This window comes from Nitratireductor aquibiodomus, from assembly GCF_900105565.1.
Lineage (GTDB): Bacteria > Pseudomonadota > Alphaproteobacteria > Rhizobiales > Rhizobiaceae > Nitratireductor > Nitratireductor aquibiodomus.
In genome coordinates, this window is the sequence record NZ_FNSL01000001.1 from 507,784 (window position 1) to 522,458 (window position 14,675).

Genomic DNA, 14,675 nt, shown 5'->3' on the forward strand with positions numbered 1-14,675 from the left:
CTGCAGTTTGGTGGTCCGGAAATCAGCAGCCGGCTAAGCCGCTCTTCCCTTCCACCGACGAAGCCCCTTGAGGGGCAACACGGTCAGCCCTTTTCGACCTGACCGAATTCCAGATCGACGGGCACGGCCCGTCCAAAAATCGAAACCTCGACCTTGAGCCGCGAGCGCTCCTCATCCACTTCCTGAACGGAGCCGTTAAACGAGGCGAACGGGCCGTCGGCCACGCGCACCTGCTCGCCGATCTCGAATGTGACCGAAGGCTTGGGACGCTCCACGCCCTCCTGAACCTGGGTCAGGATACGCTCGGCCTCCGCCTCGGTGATCGGCACCGGCTTGGAGTCACCAAGAAAACCGGTCACTTTAGGCGTATTCTTGATCATCGAGAAGACGGCATCGGTGAGCTGCGCCTTGACGAGAACGTAACCGGGGAAGAACTTGCGCTCGGCATCAACCTTGCGGCCGCGACGCACTTCCACGACCTTCTCGGTCGGAACAACAACCTGCTCGACCTTGTTGGTCAGCCCCTTCTGGCGCGCCTGCTCCTCAATGGATTCGGCAACCTTCTTCTCAAAATTCGAATAGGCGTGGACGATGTACCAACGCGCAGTCATTTCAATCGCACTCCGTCAATCGTCCAGGATCAGGCGCCAATGCCAAGGATTAGCTCGATGCCGTAGGCCATGAGCTGATCGGCAGCGAAAAAGAAGATCGCCGCCAGCGTAGCGAATGCGATGACCATCACCGTAGAGATCAGTGTCTCACGCCGCGAGGGCCACGTTACTTTCGCGGTTTCGGACCGAACCTGCTGAAGAAACGTGAAAGGATTCGTGGTTTTCGACGCCATATGCCGCTCTTGGTTCTAAAGCCTGGTAAGCCAGGTTATTTATTGTCCCCGATCAGATCGGGAGAGATGCACGAGACCGGCGAGGCCAGCCCCAAGCCCGGAAGAAACCTGAAAAACCGAATCGTTTTCCACATTTCACCCATACGACAAAGGCGCGTAAAGCCGCTTTCCCGGCTCCACGCACCGCGTGTCTGTTCGTCCTACATAGAACCGAAGTCCGATTCTTGCAAGCCCCAACGGAATATTGTGGCGACAAGAAGCCTCAAGGCAATCTGGTTCGGTTCATCGATGCAGTGTCCTGGCAGGGGCAGAGGGGCTCGAACCCCCGACCTGCGGTTTTGGAGACCGCCGCTCTACCAACTGAGCTATACCCCTATCGGCGTCCTTATTGCCCAAACGCATTTTCAGTTCAAGAAGTAGTTTGCCCGGATGCTCCGAAAACTTCACTTTTTTCGCTGACTTTTCAGGGCACAGCTTTTGTTGGCTCCCGTACCCGGGGCGTTCTCGAAGATGCAGCGCTTTTCAGGCGGCGTACCGCACTTGCGATGGATGTTCTTGAAACTGACGCACTTCCCATCCGGCGCGCGATATCCGGGACCGCCCTTACAGCCGCACCCTTTGCACGGCGGGCGTTCGGGACAGTTTCGCGCCGCCGATGCCTGCTGCATCCCCGCCATCACGAAAACGATCAACAGGCCAAGAAGCACTCTCGCCATTGTCCCTCACCCTTCAGGCATAAAAAAACGGGGCGCTGTATCCAGCGCCCCGCCTGAAAATCCTAGGTGTCGCCGTCGTCATTTATGACAACGGCTCCTGCCTGATCACTCCGTGATCGATGCGACGATGCCGGCACCGCACCAAAACGCGCTTGCGCCCGTTTTGGCATTATCCGCGTCGGTTGCTTTCGGCAACGCCGCGTCGATCACTCAGTGATCGATGCGACGATGCCGGCACCGACGGTGCGGCCGCCTTCACGGATAGCGAAGCGCAGCTTCTCTTCCATGGCGATCGGCACGATCAGTTCGACGTCGACCGTCACATTGTCGCCGGGCATCACCATCTCCGTGCCTTCCGGCAGCGAGACCACGCCCGTCACGTCCGTCGTGCGGAAGTAGAACTGCGGGCGGTAGTTGGTGAAGAACGGCGTATGACGGCCGCCCTCTTCCTTCGTCAGGATGTAGGCTTCTGCCTTGAACTTCGTGTGCGGCGTAACAGAACCCGGCTTGCAAAGAACCTGGCCGCGCTCGACACCTTCACGGTCGACACCGCGGATCAGCGCGCCGATGTTGTCGCCGGCCTGGCCCTGGTCGAGCAGCTTGCGGAACATCTCGACGCCGGTAACCGTCGTCTTCGTCGTATCCTTGATGCCGACAATCTCGACTTCCTCGCCGACCTTGATGATGCCGCGCTCGACGCGACCCGTCACAACCGTGCCACGGCCCGAAATCGAGAACACGTCCTCGATCGGCATCAGGAACGGCTGGTCAACCGGACGCTCAGGCGTCGGGATGTAGGCGTCAACCTCGGCCATCAGCTTGCGGATTGCGTCCTCGCCGATCTCCTTGTTGGAGTCTTCGAGAGCAGCAAGTGCCGAACCCTTGACGATCGGAATGTCGTCGCCCGGGAAGTCGTAGGAGGACAGAAGCTCGCGAACCTCGAGCTCGACCAGCTCGAGAAGCTCTTCGTCGTCGACCTGGTCGACCTTGTTCAGGAACACCACGATGGCCGGAACACCAACCTGGCGGGCAAGCAGGATGTGCTCGCGCGTCTGCGGCATCGGGCCGTCGGCGGCCGAGCAGACCAGGATCGCGCCGTCCATCTGCGCAGCACCCGTGATCATGTTCTTCACGTAGTCGGCGTGGCCGGGGCAGTCGACGTGGGCGTAGTGACGGGCCTCCGTCTCATACTCCACATGCGCCGTCGAAATGGTGATGCCGCGGGCCTTCTCTTCCGGCGCGCCATCAATCTGGTCATACGCGCGGAATTCGCCAAAATACTTCGTGATCGCAGCCGTCAAAGACGTCTTGCCGTGGTCAACGTGACCAATCGTGCCGATGTTCACATGCGGCTTCGTACGCTCAAATTTACCTTTGGCCATTGCAACTTCCTTTGGCGCCGTGGATGCGTTTGGGTTTTAGATGCGGGGCGATTACCGACAAAGTCGCAAAATTACAAGCCCCTTTACCGCTTGGCCGGCCCCGCAGGCCGATTTGCCCCTGCTATCGGGTGTTTCAGTCGCCTGTTCGGGACTCGTGATGAAGCAGGCCACCCTCGCCCGGTTACAAAACCGGGTTCAGGCTACGATGCGGCGCACGGTGGCCGCCACGATCAGCTTGTGAAACGGTAGAACCGCCAAAAGATAGAGCCACCCGAGCAGATTGCGCGGCCGGACCAGCGTCGTGCAGGAGACACGCGTACCTCCGCGTTCCATCGGGTTTGCACCAAGAATCACGCGGAAATCCAGATGCCTGTCATCGGTCCCCATGACGATCCGCTCCGGTGTATGCTCCAGTATGGGAAACGGCACCGCCCTGTCCGCGCGCGCCGTCTCGTCCCTCGTTTTAAGTCCGAATGGCGCCACCAGACGATCGCGCAGGCGCATCAGACTGTCGACCCAACCGGGGACCGTCTTGAACCCGCGCTCCATGGCGACGCCGGCATCGATCCGCTCTCGCGAAACTGCGTCAAAAGTGTCGGAGAAACGCGCTCCCGGCAAAACGGCCGGTGCCTCAGCAAGCCCCACCTCGGACATCAACATGACAAAAGCTCCACAGCTTGTGCGCCCTTATGGACAAACCGGCAAGAGCATCATGCAGCACGTCCAACGCAGGAGCTAGCCGAAAGCGGCCGAATGCGACAAACAAACACAGAAAGACAAGACGCCGGGGGATGAAAGGCCGAAGATGGAACGCTGGAGCGGGTAGCGGGAATCGAACCCGCATATTCAGCTTGGAAGGCTGCTGCTCTACCATTGAGCTATACCCGCCGGGTTCGTTTCGCTGGCTCTGATCGACGGTGGTGGAGGGGGCTGGATTCGAACCAGCGTACGCATAGCGAACGGATTTACAGTCCGTCTCCTTTAACCACTCGGACACCCCTCCGTTTCCGTCGGAGCTTCAGCGACGTGGCGGAATTTCGAAAGGCAAATCGCCCTGCTCCGTTCCGCGATGCGCCTTATGACGAGGCGGCTCTCCGGTGTCAACCGCCTGTCGCAAATCTTCGCCGAAAAACTTGCATCCTGCGAATCCGGTTTCCAGAATGCCGCCGCAGGACTATAGAGGGGCCATGAGCGACGATCACAACTCCCGGACCCCGAAAGACAGCCATTACGCGCGCCTCAGACGCGCCCACAGGGACCGTGCCCAGCAGAAGCCGGGCAAGCATGCGCTCCCTGCCGGGCCCGGCGCGGGGGATGGGATCGTCCGCCTTTACGGGCTGCACACGGTACGGGCCGCGCTCGACAATCCGAAGCGACGAATCAAGCGTCTCTGTATTACCCGGAACGCGGCCACGCGCCTTGAACTTGCGGACGCTGAGGCCCTGTCCTTCCCGGTGGAAACTGTCGAGCCACGCGAGATCGACCGGCTACTTGGCCCCGATGCCGTGCATCAGGGCGCGCTGCTTGAGGCGGAGCCACTCAAGCCCGCGCCACTGCGTGATCTCGACGGGGCGGCCCTCGTTCTCGTTCTCGACCAGGTTACCGATCCGCACAATGTCGGCGCCATTATGCGCTCCGCCGTTGCTTTCGGCGTCAACGCACTGGTCACGACAGCACGCCACAGCCCTGCCGAATCCGGTGTTCTCGCCAAGGCGGCTTCCGGCGCGCTCGAGCACATCGATCATCTGACCGTGCGCAACCTCGCCGAGGCGCTCGAGGAACTTGCGCAGGCCGGCTTCCAGACGATCGGCCTCGATTCGGATGGGCCGAAGCGCCTCGAAAGCACATTCGAGGCTGACCGGATCGCTCTGGTCCTGGGGGCCGAGGGCAAAGGTCTGCGGCAGAAAACCCGCGAGACCGTATCCGCCCTGGCGCGGCTGGATGTGCCGGGCGCAATCCGTTCGCTCAACGTGTCGAATGCCGCGGCGGTCTCCCTCTATGCGGCCTGCCTGCACCTGAAGATCATTTCGGACACGGAATAGCTCCGTCTGTTCACGGGTTTCAAGAACCGCGCCAAAACGGCTGGATCGCCGCGCGCCAATCCGCGCGCACCAAGAACGATCTAAACAATTGATGGAGCATCGGAACAGCCCGAAAACCGGATTCCACTTTTCGGTCCGATGCTCTAGGATGGCCTCAGCCGAACCGAACGCAACAGCACTGGACATGGTTTCTCTATGATGCTGCACCGGATGCGACTGCTTCTGGCCGCCATGGCCCTGACCGTTTCACCATCGCTCGCCGATGACGGCACCGTTCTCGCCCGATGGTTCGACGCCCTGCGCACCACCGACCGCGAGGCACTTGCAGATCTCCTTGCCGACGATGCGCGGATCATCCTGAACGACATAGGCATTGAGCAGACGAAAGAAGAGTTTCTCGGTTCGCTCGACGCCTGGGAGGACGCGACAGGCAGCGGCACCGACATCCGCTATCGCGTGGAAGAAGAGCTGGACACCGAAACGGTTGTGACCGTGTGCTACGACTTCCCGGGCAATTCCGTTCTCACGAGTGAGCGCTTTGTGATCAAGGGAGCGAGGGTCCGGGAAAGCAATCAGACCCAGATCGCCGAAAGCTGCGACGGTCTATGAAGCGCCCACCACGCAATCGGAACGGGGCCTGGGAGTTGGATAGCTGTCTGTGAAAAATGGTGCCCCCGGACGGACTCGAACCGCCGACCCCCTGATTACAAATCAGGTGCTCTACCAACTGAGCTACAAGGGCATCCGGCGCTCCGTTAGCACAAACCGCGCAAGAGTGAAATCAAAACTGGCATCGATTATGTCCGATCCCCATATGAATGCGACTTTGTTTGCCTTTGCAGGCAAACGCCCACATGCTAACCGATAGCTGCCCGCCGCGAATTCAAGGCCTGTCCGACCGCCATGACCCAACAAACAATGGCCCTCGCCTTCGTTTCCGCCGATACCGAGGATGCCCAGGAAGCGGCAAAGCGGTTGTCGGCGCTCTATGGCCAGGAAAGGCCCGAGGATGCTGACGTCATCGTGGCGCTTGGCGGTGACGGTTTTATGCTGCACACGCTGCGCGAAACAATGAGTGCGGGAAAGCGCATCTACGGCATGAATCGCGGCTCAATCGGTTTTCTGATGAATGAATACCGGGAGCGCGGCCTGCGCGAGCGCGTCGCCGCTGCAATCCCCGAAACCGTGCGCCCGCTGCAGATGGAGGCCATCGATGCCGATGGCAACAGGGTCCGGGCACTCGCCGTCAACGAGGTCTCGCTTCTGCGTCAGTCATACCAGGCAGCGAAGATCCGCATTGCCATCGACGACAAGGTGCGTCTGGAAGAACTGATCTGTGACGGTGTCATGGTGGCGACGCCTGCCGGCTCCACGGCCTACAACCTGTCCGCTCACGGGCCCATCCTGCCGCTGGACGCGCCCCTCCTGGCGCTTACCCCCGTCAGCCCGTTTCGTCCGCGCCGGTGGCGCGGCGCCCTGCTCTCCAACCAGGCGACGGTGCATTTCGATATACTCGAGCCTGAAAAACGGCCGGTGAACGCGGTCGCCGACCACACCGAGATCAAGTCGGTCGTGTCGGTGACGGTCCGCGAATCGCACCAGGAAACCGTGACCGTTCTGTTCGACGAGAGCCATTCCTGGAACGAACGCATCCTTTCCGAGCAGTTCCGTTACTGAACAATAGCTGACTTTACGGCAACTGATCTGTTGACATCGCACGCGTCAGGCCGTACGCCCTCGGGGGATTCGGGGTTCCAGGGCCTCACAGGGCGGCACCACGCCGCAAACACAAAGACAGCCGAAACGTGCCAGCAGAAGAACAAGACACCGCTCAGGAAGCGTTGACATTTTCCGATCTGGGCCTGTCCCAAAAGGTCCTCTCCGCCGTGGCCGATGCGGGCTACACGCAACCCACACCGATCCAGGCAGGCGCCATACCGCATGCTCTGACCGGCAAGGATGTGCTGGGCATTGCCCAGACAGGGACCGGAAAGACAGCGTCCTTCGTCCTGCCCATGCTCACGCGGCTGGAGCGCGGACGTGCCAGGGCGCGCATGCCCCGGACACTCATCCTGGAGCCGACACGGGAGCTCGCCGCGCAGGTCGAGGAAAATTTTGTCAAATATGGCAAGAACCATCGGCTTAACATTGCGCTTCTGATTGGTGGTGTTTCGTTCGACGAGCAGGAGAAGAAGCTGGAGCGCGGCGCCGATGTGCTGATCGCGACGCCGGGGCGTCTGCTCGATCATTTCGAGCGAGGGAAACTTCTTCTGACCGGTGTGGAAATCCTCGTGATCGACGAGGCCGACCGGATGCTCGACATGGGTTTCATCCCCGACATCGAGCGCATCTGCAAGCTCATTCCGTTCACACGGCAGACCCTCTTCTTCTCGGCCACCATGCCGCCGGAGATTACCAAGCTCACCGAGCAGTTTCTGCAGGCGCCGGTCCGTGTGGAAGTCTCGCGCCCGGCGACAACCGCGACGAACATTACCCAGCGCTTTGTCAAATGCGGCTCAAAACCCTGGGAGAAGCGCGAGCGCCTCCGGTCGCTAATCGATTCTCAGGGTGACACGCTGAAAAACGCGATCATCTTCTGCAATCGCAAGAGCGAAGTGGCAACGCTGTTCCGTTCGCTGGTCCGTCACGAGTATGACGCCGGCGCACTGCATGGAGATATGGACCAGCGCGCGCGGATGACGATGCTGGAGAATTTCCGCAAAGGGAATCTGAAGCTGCTCGTCGCTTCCGACGTCGCAGCACGCGGGCTCGACATCCCCGATGTAAGCCACGTTTTCAATTTCGACATTCCCACCCATGCCGACGATTATGTGCACCGTATCGGCCGGACCGGCCGCGCGGGCCGCAAGGGTGCAGCGTTCACGCTGATTACCAAGGCCGATCGCAAATACATGGACTCGATCGAAAAGCTCATCGGCCAGGATGTCGAATGGCTGGACGGCGATCTCTCGACGCTCCAGGCGGAAGACGGAACCGACGAACACAAGCGCGGACGCGGAGCAAAACGCGACAGCAAGAAGGACGCGGCAGGCGACGACAAAAAACCTTCCGGCAGAAAGTCGCGCAAGGACGAAATCAAATCCGAGAATGCCGAGCGCAAGGCAAAGCAGGACAAACCAGAACCTCGCTCAGAACCCCGCAAAGAGCAGCGACGCCATCAGCGCGAGGAAGACACCACTGTCGGCTTCGGCGAAGACGTGCCAGCGTTCATGAAGATCCCGGTCAGGACCTGAAGCCGAACCGGATGACGGAATGAACTAAGCCGCTGCTGGAGCCTTCCCGCAGCGGCTTTTTTTTTGCACGAATGATTATTTTTTCCTGCTTCGCAGCCCGGCCTTGAACGCACGGCGTGCCCACAGTGTCATTTCATCGGGGTCGTCGATCGCGTGGTCAGGTATGCTCCAGTAGGGCATGACAACCGGCCCCCGCCCCCTGTGTCCCGCTGGAACCCATTGCCGTGAACCGGCCGCCTTGAAAGCCGGCGCGGTCTGCGCGTCGGCCTTCAGCAATATCTCGCCGCCAACCAGCAATGCGAAAACAATTCCCTGATGGTAAATTCCCTTGCCGCCGAACATGCGCCGGATGGTAACGGGACCGAGCCCTGCGAAAAGATCGCGTATGGCGTCGTCGTCCACCGCCCGCCCGTCAGGCAGTGCCGCGCGCTTCGGCCAGCGCTTTCAGGTCAGCAGGCTTCAGTTCGATGGATTCACCGCAGCCGCAGGCGGAAGTCTGGTTGGGATTCTTGAAGGTAAAGCCGGTGCGCAGCTTCGTCACCTCGAAATCGAGTTCGGTGCCGAGCAGGAAAAGCGCCGCCTCCGGCGCCACATAGACATGCGCGCCCTCATGTTCCACATGGTCGTCCTTTGGATCAGGTTCCGTCACCAGATCGACCGTATACTCCATACCCGCGCAGCCGCCCTTCTTGATGCCGACCCGCACGCCCCTGGCGCCGTCTCGGGCGGACACGATTTCACGCACGCGGTCTGCCGCGGCGTCGGTCATCGTCATCACTTGAAATCGGCTCATAAAAATCTCCGTTCACAGCGAGTGCAAGGCTCGCGGAATGGTCATGTGCAAAAGATGGGCAGGATTCGGCCGCGTTGCAAGAGCAGCACTCAATACCACCCGACAGCGAACTGCGCTTCTTCCGACATTCGGTCCGGCGTCCACGGCGGATCGAACACCATCGTCACCTCGACATCGCCCACGCCCTCGACACTGCTTACGGCGTTCTGCACCCAGCCTGGCATCTCGCCCGCCACGGGACAACCGGGCGCGGTCAGGGTCATGTCGATCTTGACCGACCGGTCATCCTCGATATCGACCTTGTAGATCAGACCGAGTTCATAAATGTCAGCCGGGATTTCCGGATCGTAGACCGTCTTCAGCGCGCTAACGATATCGTCTGTCAGCCGCGCAAGCTCTTCCTGCGGAATGGAAGACATCTTGGCTTCCATCTCCCGAGGGGCTGTAGCCTCGACAGGCTGGTCCGTATCCTGCGGTGTATCAGTCATCTTGTTCACCCGAAAAAACGCCGCGCTTTCTCAAGCGCTTCAGCGAGGGCGTCGACCTCCTCGCGTGTATTATACATGCCGAACGATGCACGGCATGTGGAGGTGACGCCGAAATGTTTCAAGAGCGGCTGGGCGCAATGCGTCCCGGCTCTGACGGCGACACCTGCCCGGTCGATCACCATCGACACGTCATGGGCATGAATGCCCTGAAGCTCGAAGGACACAATGGCGCCCTTGTCCGGCGCATTGCCGAAAATCCGCAGCGAATTGATGCGGCCAAGCTGGTCATGCGCATAGCGCACCAGATCGGCCTCGTAAGCCGCAATCGCCTCGCGACCAATGCCTTCGATATATTCCAGCGCCGCGCCAAGCCCGATCGCCTGCACGATGGGCGGTGTACCGGCTTCAAAACGGTGCGGCGGATCGTTGTAGGTGACGTTGTCGAGCGTCACGTCCTCGATCATCTCGCCGCCACCCTGGAAGGGCCGCATGGCGGCAAGGCGCTCCTTCTTGCCATAGAGCACGCCAATGCCGGAAGGCCCGTAGAGCTTGTGCCCGGTGCAGACATAGAAATCGCAGTCGAGCGCCTGCACGTCGACCGGCAGGTGGACAGCGCCCTGGCTGCCATCGACCAGAACCGGAATGCCGCGCTCATGGGCGATCCGAATGATCTCCTTGAGCGGCGTGACGGTGCCGAGCACATTCGACATATGTGTGATGGCGAGGAGCTTCGTGCTGTCGGTCAGCGTCTTCTCGAACGCCTCGACCGTGAGCACCCCTTCCTCATCGACCGGGATCCAGGCGAGCTTCGCGCCATGGCGCTCGCGCAGGAAATGCCAGGGCACGATGTTTGAGTGATGCTCCATGATCGACAGAACGATCTCGTCGCCTTCGCCGATATTCGGCATCGCATGACCATAGGCGACGGTGTTGATCGCCTCGGTGGCCGACTTGGTGAAAATGATCTGATCGGTGCTTTCCGCATTCAGGAAGCGCCGGACCGTTTCACGCGCCTTTTCATAGGCATCCGTAGCGGCGTTCGAGAGAAAGTGCAGGCCACGATGAACATTGGCGTATTCATTGCTGTAGGCATGCGTGATCGCATCGATCACCGCCTGCGGTTTCTGCGCCGACGCGCCATTGTCGAGATAGACGAGCGGCTTGCCGTAAACCTCTCGCGCCAGGATGGGAAAATCCCGGCGAACGGCTTCAACGTCATAACGCATAGTGTCGACCTTCTGGTCCATTTCGAACCCCGCGTGCCCGCCCCTCGCTCAGAAAGGCGGGTGTGAGTGGTTTGGGATTATCGCATCGGCCCGAAAATCGAAATCGATTTTCGGAAAGCACGATGCGAAGCTCCAATAGGGTAGAGCGTCCTTTGTGCGCCCGAATGGACGCACGGCGCTCTAGCCGTGCTGGGCGAACCAGTCGACCAGCCTGGCCTCCAGCGCCTCGATCACGGTTTCGTCCTCAAGCTCCTCGATGACCTCGGCCACGAAAGCCTTGACCAGCAGACCGCGTGCGGTCTTCTCATCGATGCCGCGCGCCATCAGGTAGAAGAGATGCTCCTTCTCGATATCGGTCACCGTCGCGCCATGGCCGCAGGCCACATCATCGGCGAAGATCTCGAGTTCCGGCTTCGAAGAGAATCCGCCTTCATCAGTCAGCAAAAGCGTGTTGCAGGCCATCTTGGCGTCGGTCTTTTGAGCGACCTTCGCAACGCGGATCTGGCCCTGAAACACACCATTGGCCTTGCCCGTTACGACATTGCGGAACGTTTCGGTGGAAACCGTGTCGGGTGCCAGGTGATCGAGCACCATGGTCACGTCGCAATGGGTCTCACCGCCGAGCAGGTTCACGCCGCGAAGCCTGAAATCGGAGCCCTCGCCCCGCGCTGTAACCTTCACTTCCTGACGAACCAGCTTGCCGCCGCCGTTAATGATGAAGAGTGTGAGGCTCGAATCCTTGCCAAGCGAAGCCGAAAACTGGCCAAGATAGGCCGCATCGTCCGGCTGCTCCTGAAGCAGGATCCACAGCACATTCGCGCCATCGGCAACGTCCAGATGCGTGACGGACGATGCAAGCGCATCACCGGCACCGGTCTGGCGCTCGATGATGGTCGCCTTTGAACCGGCTGCCGCATTGACCACGAAACGGCCATGCACCTGACCGCCCGCATGGATATTCTGAAGCTCGATCGGGCGGTCAAGCTCCGCACCTTCGGCAATGTCGAGCCAGTAGCCATCCGAAACGAAGGCAGCATTGATCGCGCCGACAGCGTCGAACCGGTCGGAAGCCGTCAGCCATTCGGCAGGCAGCGCGCCTTCCTGAAGCTTGTCGGCGAGCGTTGCGACCGTGAGCCCTTCGGGTCCTGCCTCGCGGCCATGCGCAGTGCCGTTCAGCACAGGCAGGACGAGCGCGTTTTCGATCAGCGGCGCAACGGCCTCGGCATTGGCGACCGGCTTGAAATCCGGAACGACGGAGAGAAGCCGGCGCAGGTCGGTGTAATGCCAGGATTCGACGCGCCGCGTGGGCAGGCCCTGCTTGAGAAGCTCGAGCGCCTCATCGCGGCGGACGGTGACCTCGGCATCACCGGGCAGGTCGGAAAAACGGCTGGAATAGCCGTTGACCAGCGCCGTCTCGGCCTCCGTCAGCGTGTTTTGAGCATGAAGGTTCATCTCGTCACCTCAAGCGGCTGCGTCGATGACGCCGGCGTAACCGTTCTTCTCCAGCTCAAGCGCCAGATCCTTGTCGCCAGACTTGATGACCTGGCCGCGGTAGAGAACGTGAACCGTGTCGGGAACGATGTAGTCGAGAAGACGCTGGTAGTGGGTAATCACCAGCACGGCACGATCCGGCGAACGCAGGGCGTTCACGCCATCGGCGACGATCTTCAGCGCATCGATGTCGAGGCCGGAATCGGTCTCGTCCAGAACGCAGAGTTTTGGCTCCAGAAGCTTCATCTGCAGGATTTCGGCCCGCTTCTTCTCACCGCCGGAGAAACCGACATTGAGCGGACGCTTGAGCATGTCCATGCTCATTTCCAGCTCGTCGGCTGCAGTGCGAACGCGCTTCAGCATCTCGGGGATCTTCAGCTCTTCCTCACCGCGCGCCTTGCGCTGCGCGTTGATGGCGGTCTTGAGGAACTCCATCGTGGCAACGCCCGGAATTTCGAGCGGGTACTGGAAGGCAAGGAAGATGCCGGCGGCGGCGCGCTCGGCCGGATCCATCTCCAGAATGGACTCGCCATTGTAGAGGATCTCGCCCTCGGTCACCTCATAGTCGTCACGACCGGCCAGGATGTAGGACAGCGTGGACTTGCCGGAGCCGTTCGGCCCCATGATCGCGGCCACTTCGCCGGCCTTTACCGTCAGGTTGAGGCCACGGATGATCTCGGTGCCATCCTCAGCGATGCGGGCGTGCAGGTTTTTGATCTCAAGCATGATTTTTTCCAAACAAATGCGCCGGCCTCAGCCGACCGAACCTTCAAGCGAAATGCCGATGAGTTTCTGCGCCTCGACGGCGAACTCCATAGGCAGTTCCTGGATGACGTCCTTCACGAAGCCGTTGACGATGAGCGCGATGGCCTCTTCCTCGGGAATGCCGCGCTGCATGACGTAGAACAGCTGATCCTCGGAAATCTTCGACGTGGTCGCCTCGTGCTCAAACTGCGCGGTGGCGTTTTTCGCTTCGATATAGGGCACCGTGTGTGCGCCGCAGTCATTGCCGATCAGCAGGCTGTCGCACTGGGTGAAGTTGCGAGCATTGGCGGCCTTGCGGTGCGCCGAAACCTGTCCGCGATAGGTGTTCTGCGACTTGCCGGCGGAGATACCCTTGGAGATGATGCGGCTCGACGTGTTCTTGCCCAGATGCAGCATCTTGGTGCCGGAATCGATCTGCTGATGGCCGTTGGAAACGGCAATCGAGTAGAACTCGCCACGGCTGTTGTCGCCACGCAGGATGCAGGACGGGTACTTCCAGGTGATCGCCGAACCGGTCTCGACCTGGGTCCAGGAGATCTTGGAGTTGTTGCCCCGGCAATCGCCGCGCTTGGTGACGAAATTGTAGATGCCGCCCTTGCCCTCGGAATCACCCGGATACCAGTTCTGGACCGTGGAGTACTTGATCTCCGCATCGTCCAGCGCGATCAGCTCGACCACGGCGGCGTGGAGCTGGTTCTCGTCGCGCTGCGGCGCGGTGCAGCCTTCCAGGTAGGACACATAGGCGCCCTCTTCCGCGATGATCAGCGTGCGCTCGAACTGGCCGGTGTTGCGCTCGTTGATGCGGAAATAGGTCGATAATTCCATTGGGCAGCGCACGCCCTTCGGCACATAGACGAAGGAGCCATCGGTGAAGACGGCGGAATTCAGCGCAGCATAATAATTGTCCGAGACCGGCACGACCGAGCCCAGATATTTCTGGATCAGCTCGGGATGCTCGCGGATCGCCTCGGAGATCGAGCAGAAGATCACGCCAGCCTTGGCGAGTTCTTCCTTGAACGTGGTCACGACCGATACGGAATCGAACACCGCATCAACCGCAACGCGCCCGGAGCTGTAGACATTGTCGCTCGGGTTTTCGTCCAGTTCACTCGGCTCGCCCTGCTTGCGCACGCCGGCAAGAATCTCCTGTTCCCTCAAGGGGATACCGAGCTTTTCGTAAGTTTTGAGCAACTCTGGATCGACTTCATCCAGCGACTTCGGGCCGGTCTGATTCTTCGGCGCTGCGTAGTAGTGCAGATCCTGAAAGTCGATCTTGGGATAGCTGACGCGCGCCCAGCTCGGCTCTTCCATGGCCTGCCAGCGCTTGTAGGCGTTCAGCCGCCATTCCGTCATCCACTCCGGCTCTTCCTTCTTGGCCGAAATGAAGCGGATGATGTCTTCGTTTAGGCCCTTGGGGGCCAGTTCGCTCTCGATGAGCGTCTCAAAACCATACTTGTACTGGTCCACATCGATCATGCGGACCTGATCAATCGTCTCCTGCACGGCAGGCATATGCGTTCTCCATCCATGCCGGGGTCAAGGCCCGGCCGTCTTCAAATTGTGCACACCCTGATTGCCTTGTTGCAAACCGGGTGTAGTGCTTCGGAGCGGACGTTTCATCCGGTCACATATTAAATATGTGTCTTTTTCTCCATTTTTACTCTCTTCACCATC

The 14,675-nt window shown here is 60.3% G+C and carries 15 protein-coding genes and 4 tRNA genes; 4 read left to right on the top strand and 15 right to left on the bottom strand.

Annotation, left to right across the window (positions count from 1 at the left end; translation table 11 throughout):
• Nucleotides 1-83: 83 nt before the first annotated feature.
• The 7 genes from nusG to BLW55_RS02480 all read right to left on the bottom strand — a co-directional run bounded on the left by nusG (nt 84) and on the right by BLW55_RS02480 (nt 3,945).
• Nucleotides 84-611 carry a transcription termination/antitermination protein NusG gene (gene nusG / locus BLW55_RS02445; protein WP_007010607.1) on the bottom strand — a complete coding sequence of 176 codons (528 nt, stop codon included), beginning with the start codon at nt 609-611 and terminating at the stop codon, nt 84-86.
• 29 nt (nt 612-640) lie between these two features.
• Nucleotides 641-844, bottom strand: coding sequence for a preprotein translocase subunit SecE (secE, locus tag BLW55_RS02450; RefSeq protein WP_007010606.1), 204 nt, complete (start codon nt 842-844; stop codon nt 641-643).
• A gap of 299 nt (nt 845-1,143) precedes the next feature.
• Nucleotides 1,144-1,219, bottom strand: a tRNA-Trp gene (locus BLW55_RS02455).
• A gap of 547 nt (nt 1,220-1,766) precedes the next feature.
• Nucleotides 1,767-2,942 carry an elongation factor Tu gene (gene tuf / locus BLW55_RS02465; RefSeq protein WP_007009510.1) on the bottom strand — a complete coding sequence of 392 codons (1,176 nt, stop codon included), beginning with the start codon at nt 2,940-2,942 and terminating at the stop codon, nt 1,767-1,769.
• A gap of 195 nt (nt 2,943-3,137) precedes the next feature.
• Nucleotides 3,138-3,602 carry a DUF2867 domain-containing protein gene (locus BLW55_RS02470; RefSeq protein ID WP_051556118.1) on the bottom strand — a complete coding sequence of 155 codons (465 nt, stop codon included), beginning with the start codon at nt 3,600-3,602 and terminating at the stop codon, nt 3,138-3,140.
• 154 nt (nt 3,603-3,756) lie between these two features.
• Nucleotides 3,757-3,830: transfer RNA gene (locus BLW55_RS02475), tRNA-Gly, on the bottom strand.
• 30 nt (nt 3,831-3,860) lie between these two features.
• A tRNA-Tyr gene (locus tag BLW55_RS02480) sits at nt 3,861-3,945 on the bottom strand.
• A 184-nt stretch (nt 3,946-4,129) separates the two neighbouring features.
• Between BLW55_RS02480 and BLW55_RS02485 the strand changes: the two genes are divergently transcribed.
• Together BLW55_RS02485 and BLW55_RS02490 are read left to right on the top strand one after the other, a co-directional pair.
• Nucleotides 4,130-4,984: a TrmH family RNA methyltransferase gene (locus BLW55_RS02485; RefSeq protein ID WP_090326464.1), complete on the top strand. Its 855-nt coding sequence runs from the start codon at nt 4,130-4,132 to the stop codon at nt 4,982-4,984.
• Between the two features lie 210 nt (nt 4,985-5,194).
• Complete coding sequence (locus BLW55_RS02490; RefSeq protein WP_157776513.1) at nt 5,195-5,593, top strand: DUF4440 domain-containing protein; 399 nt, start codon at nt 5,195-5,197, stop codon at nt 5,591-5,593.
• 57 nt (nt 5,594-5,650) lie between these two features.
• On the opposite strand, the gene BLW55_RS02495 is transcribed toward BLW55_RS02490, so the two are convergent.
• Nucleotides 5,651-5,726 (bottom strand) — tRNA-Thr (locus BLW55_RS02495).
• Nucleotides 5,727-5,887: 161 nt separating this feature from the next.
• Here BLW55_RS02495 and BLW55_RS02500 point away from each other — a divergent pair.
• Nucleotides 5,888-6,661: an NAD kinase gene (locus BLW55_RS02500; protein WP_007008065.1), complete on the top strand. Its 774-nt coding sequence runs from the start codon at nt 5,888-5,890 to the stop codon at nt 6,659-6,661.
• Between the two features lie 164 nt (nt 6,662-6,825).
• Nucleotides 6,826-8,238: a DEAD/DEAH box helicase gene (locus tag BLW55_RS02505; RefSeq protein WP_090326466.1), complete on the top strand. Its 1,413-nt coding sequence runs from the start codon at nt 6,826-6,828 to the stop codon at nt 8,236-8,238.
• A 75-nt stretch (nt 8,239-8,313) separates the two neighbouring features.
• On the opposite strand, the gene BLW55_RS02510 is transcribed toward BLW55_RS02505, so the two are convergent.
• The 7 genes from BLW55_RS02510 to sufB all read right to left on the bottom strand — a co-directional run bounded on the left by BLW55_RS02510 (nt 8,314) and on the right by sufB (nt 14,513).
• Nucleotides 8,314-8,640, bottom strand: a complete 327-nt coding sequence (locus tag BLW55_RS02510; RefSeq protein ID WP_090326468.1) for a TfoX/Sxy family protein — start codon at nt 8,638-8,640, stop codon at nt 8,314-8,316.
• A gap of 10 nt (nt 8,641-8,650) precedes the next feature.
• Nucleotides 8,651-9,031, bottom strand: coding sequence for a Fe-S cluster assembly scaffold SufA (sufA, locus tag BLW55_RS02515; protein WP_007008062.1), 381 nt, complete (start codon nt 9,029-9,031; stop codon nt 8,651-8,653).
• Nucleotides 9,032-9,120: 89 nt separating this feature from the next.
• On the bottom strand, nt 9,121-9,519 hold the full coding sequence (locus tag BLW55_RS02520; RefSeq protein WP_025029678.1) for an SUF system Fe-S cluster assembly protein: 399 nt from the start codon (nt 9,517-9,519) through the stop codon (nt 9,121-9,123).
• A 5-nt stretch (nt 9,520-9,524) separates the two neighbouring features.
• Nucleotides 9,525-10,766 (bottom strand): cysteine desulfurase, encoded by a 1,242-nt coding sequence (locus tag BLW55_RS02525; protein WP_090326471.1) that lies wholly within the window; start codon nt 10,764-10,766, stop codon nt 9,525-9,527.
• Nucleotides 10,767-10,925: 159 nt separating this feature from the next.
• Nucleotides 10,926-12,197: a Fe-S cluster assembly protein SufD gene (gene sufD / locus BLW55_RS02530; protein ID WP_090326475.1), complete on the bottom strand. Its 1,272-nt coding sequence runs from the start codon at nt 12,195-12,197 to the stop codon at nt 10,926-10,928.
• A gap of 9 nt (nt 12,198-12,206) precedes the next feature.
• Entirely contained in the window at nt 12,207-12,962 is a 756-nt protein-coding gene (gene sufC, locus BLW55_RS02535) for a Fe-S cluster assembly ATPase SufC (RefSeq protein ID WP_090326477.1), read from the bottom strand.
• 27 nt (nt 12,963-12,989) lie between these two features.
• A complete protein-coding gene (gene sufB / locus BLW55_RS02540) occupies nt 12,990-14,513 on the bottom strand; it encodes a Fe-S cluster assembly protein SufB (RefSeq protein ID WP_090326480.1) in 1,524 nt (507 codons plus the stop codon).
• Nucleotides 14,514-14,675: the final 162 nt, after the last annotated feature.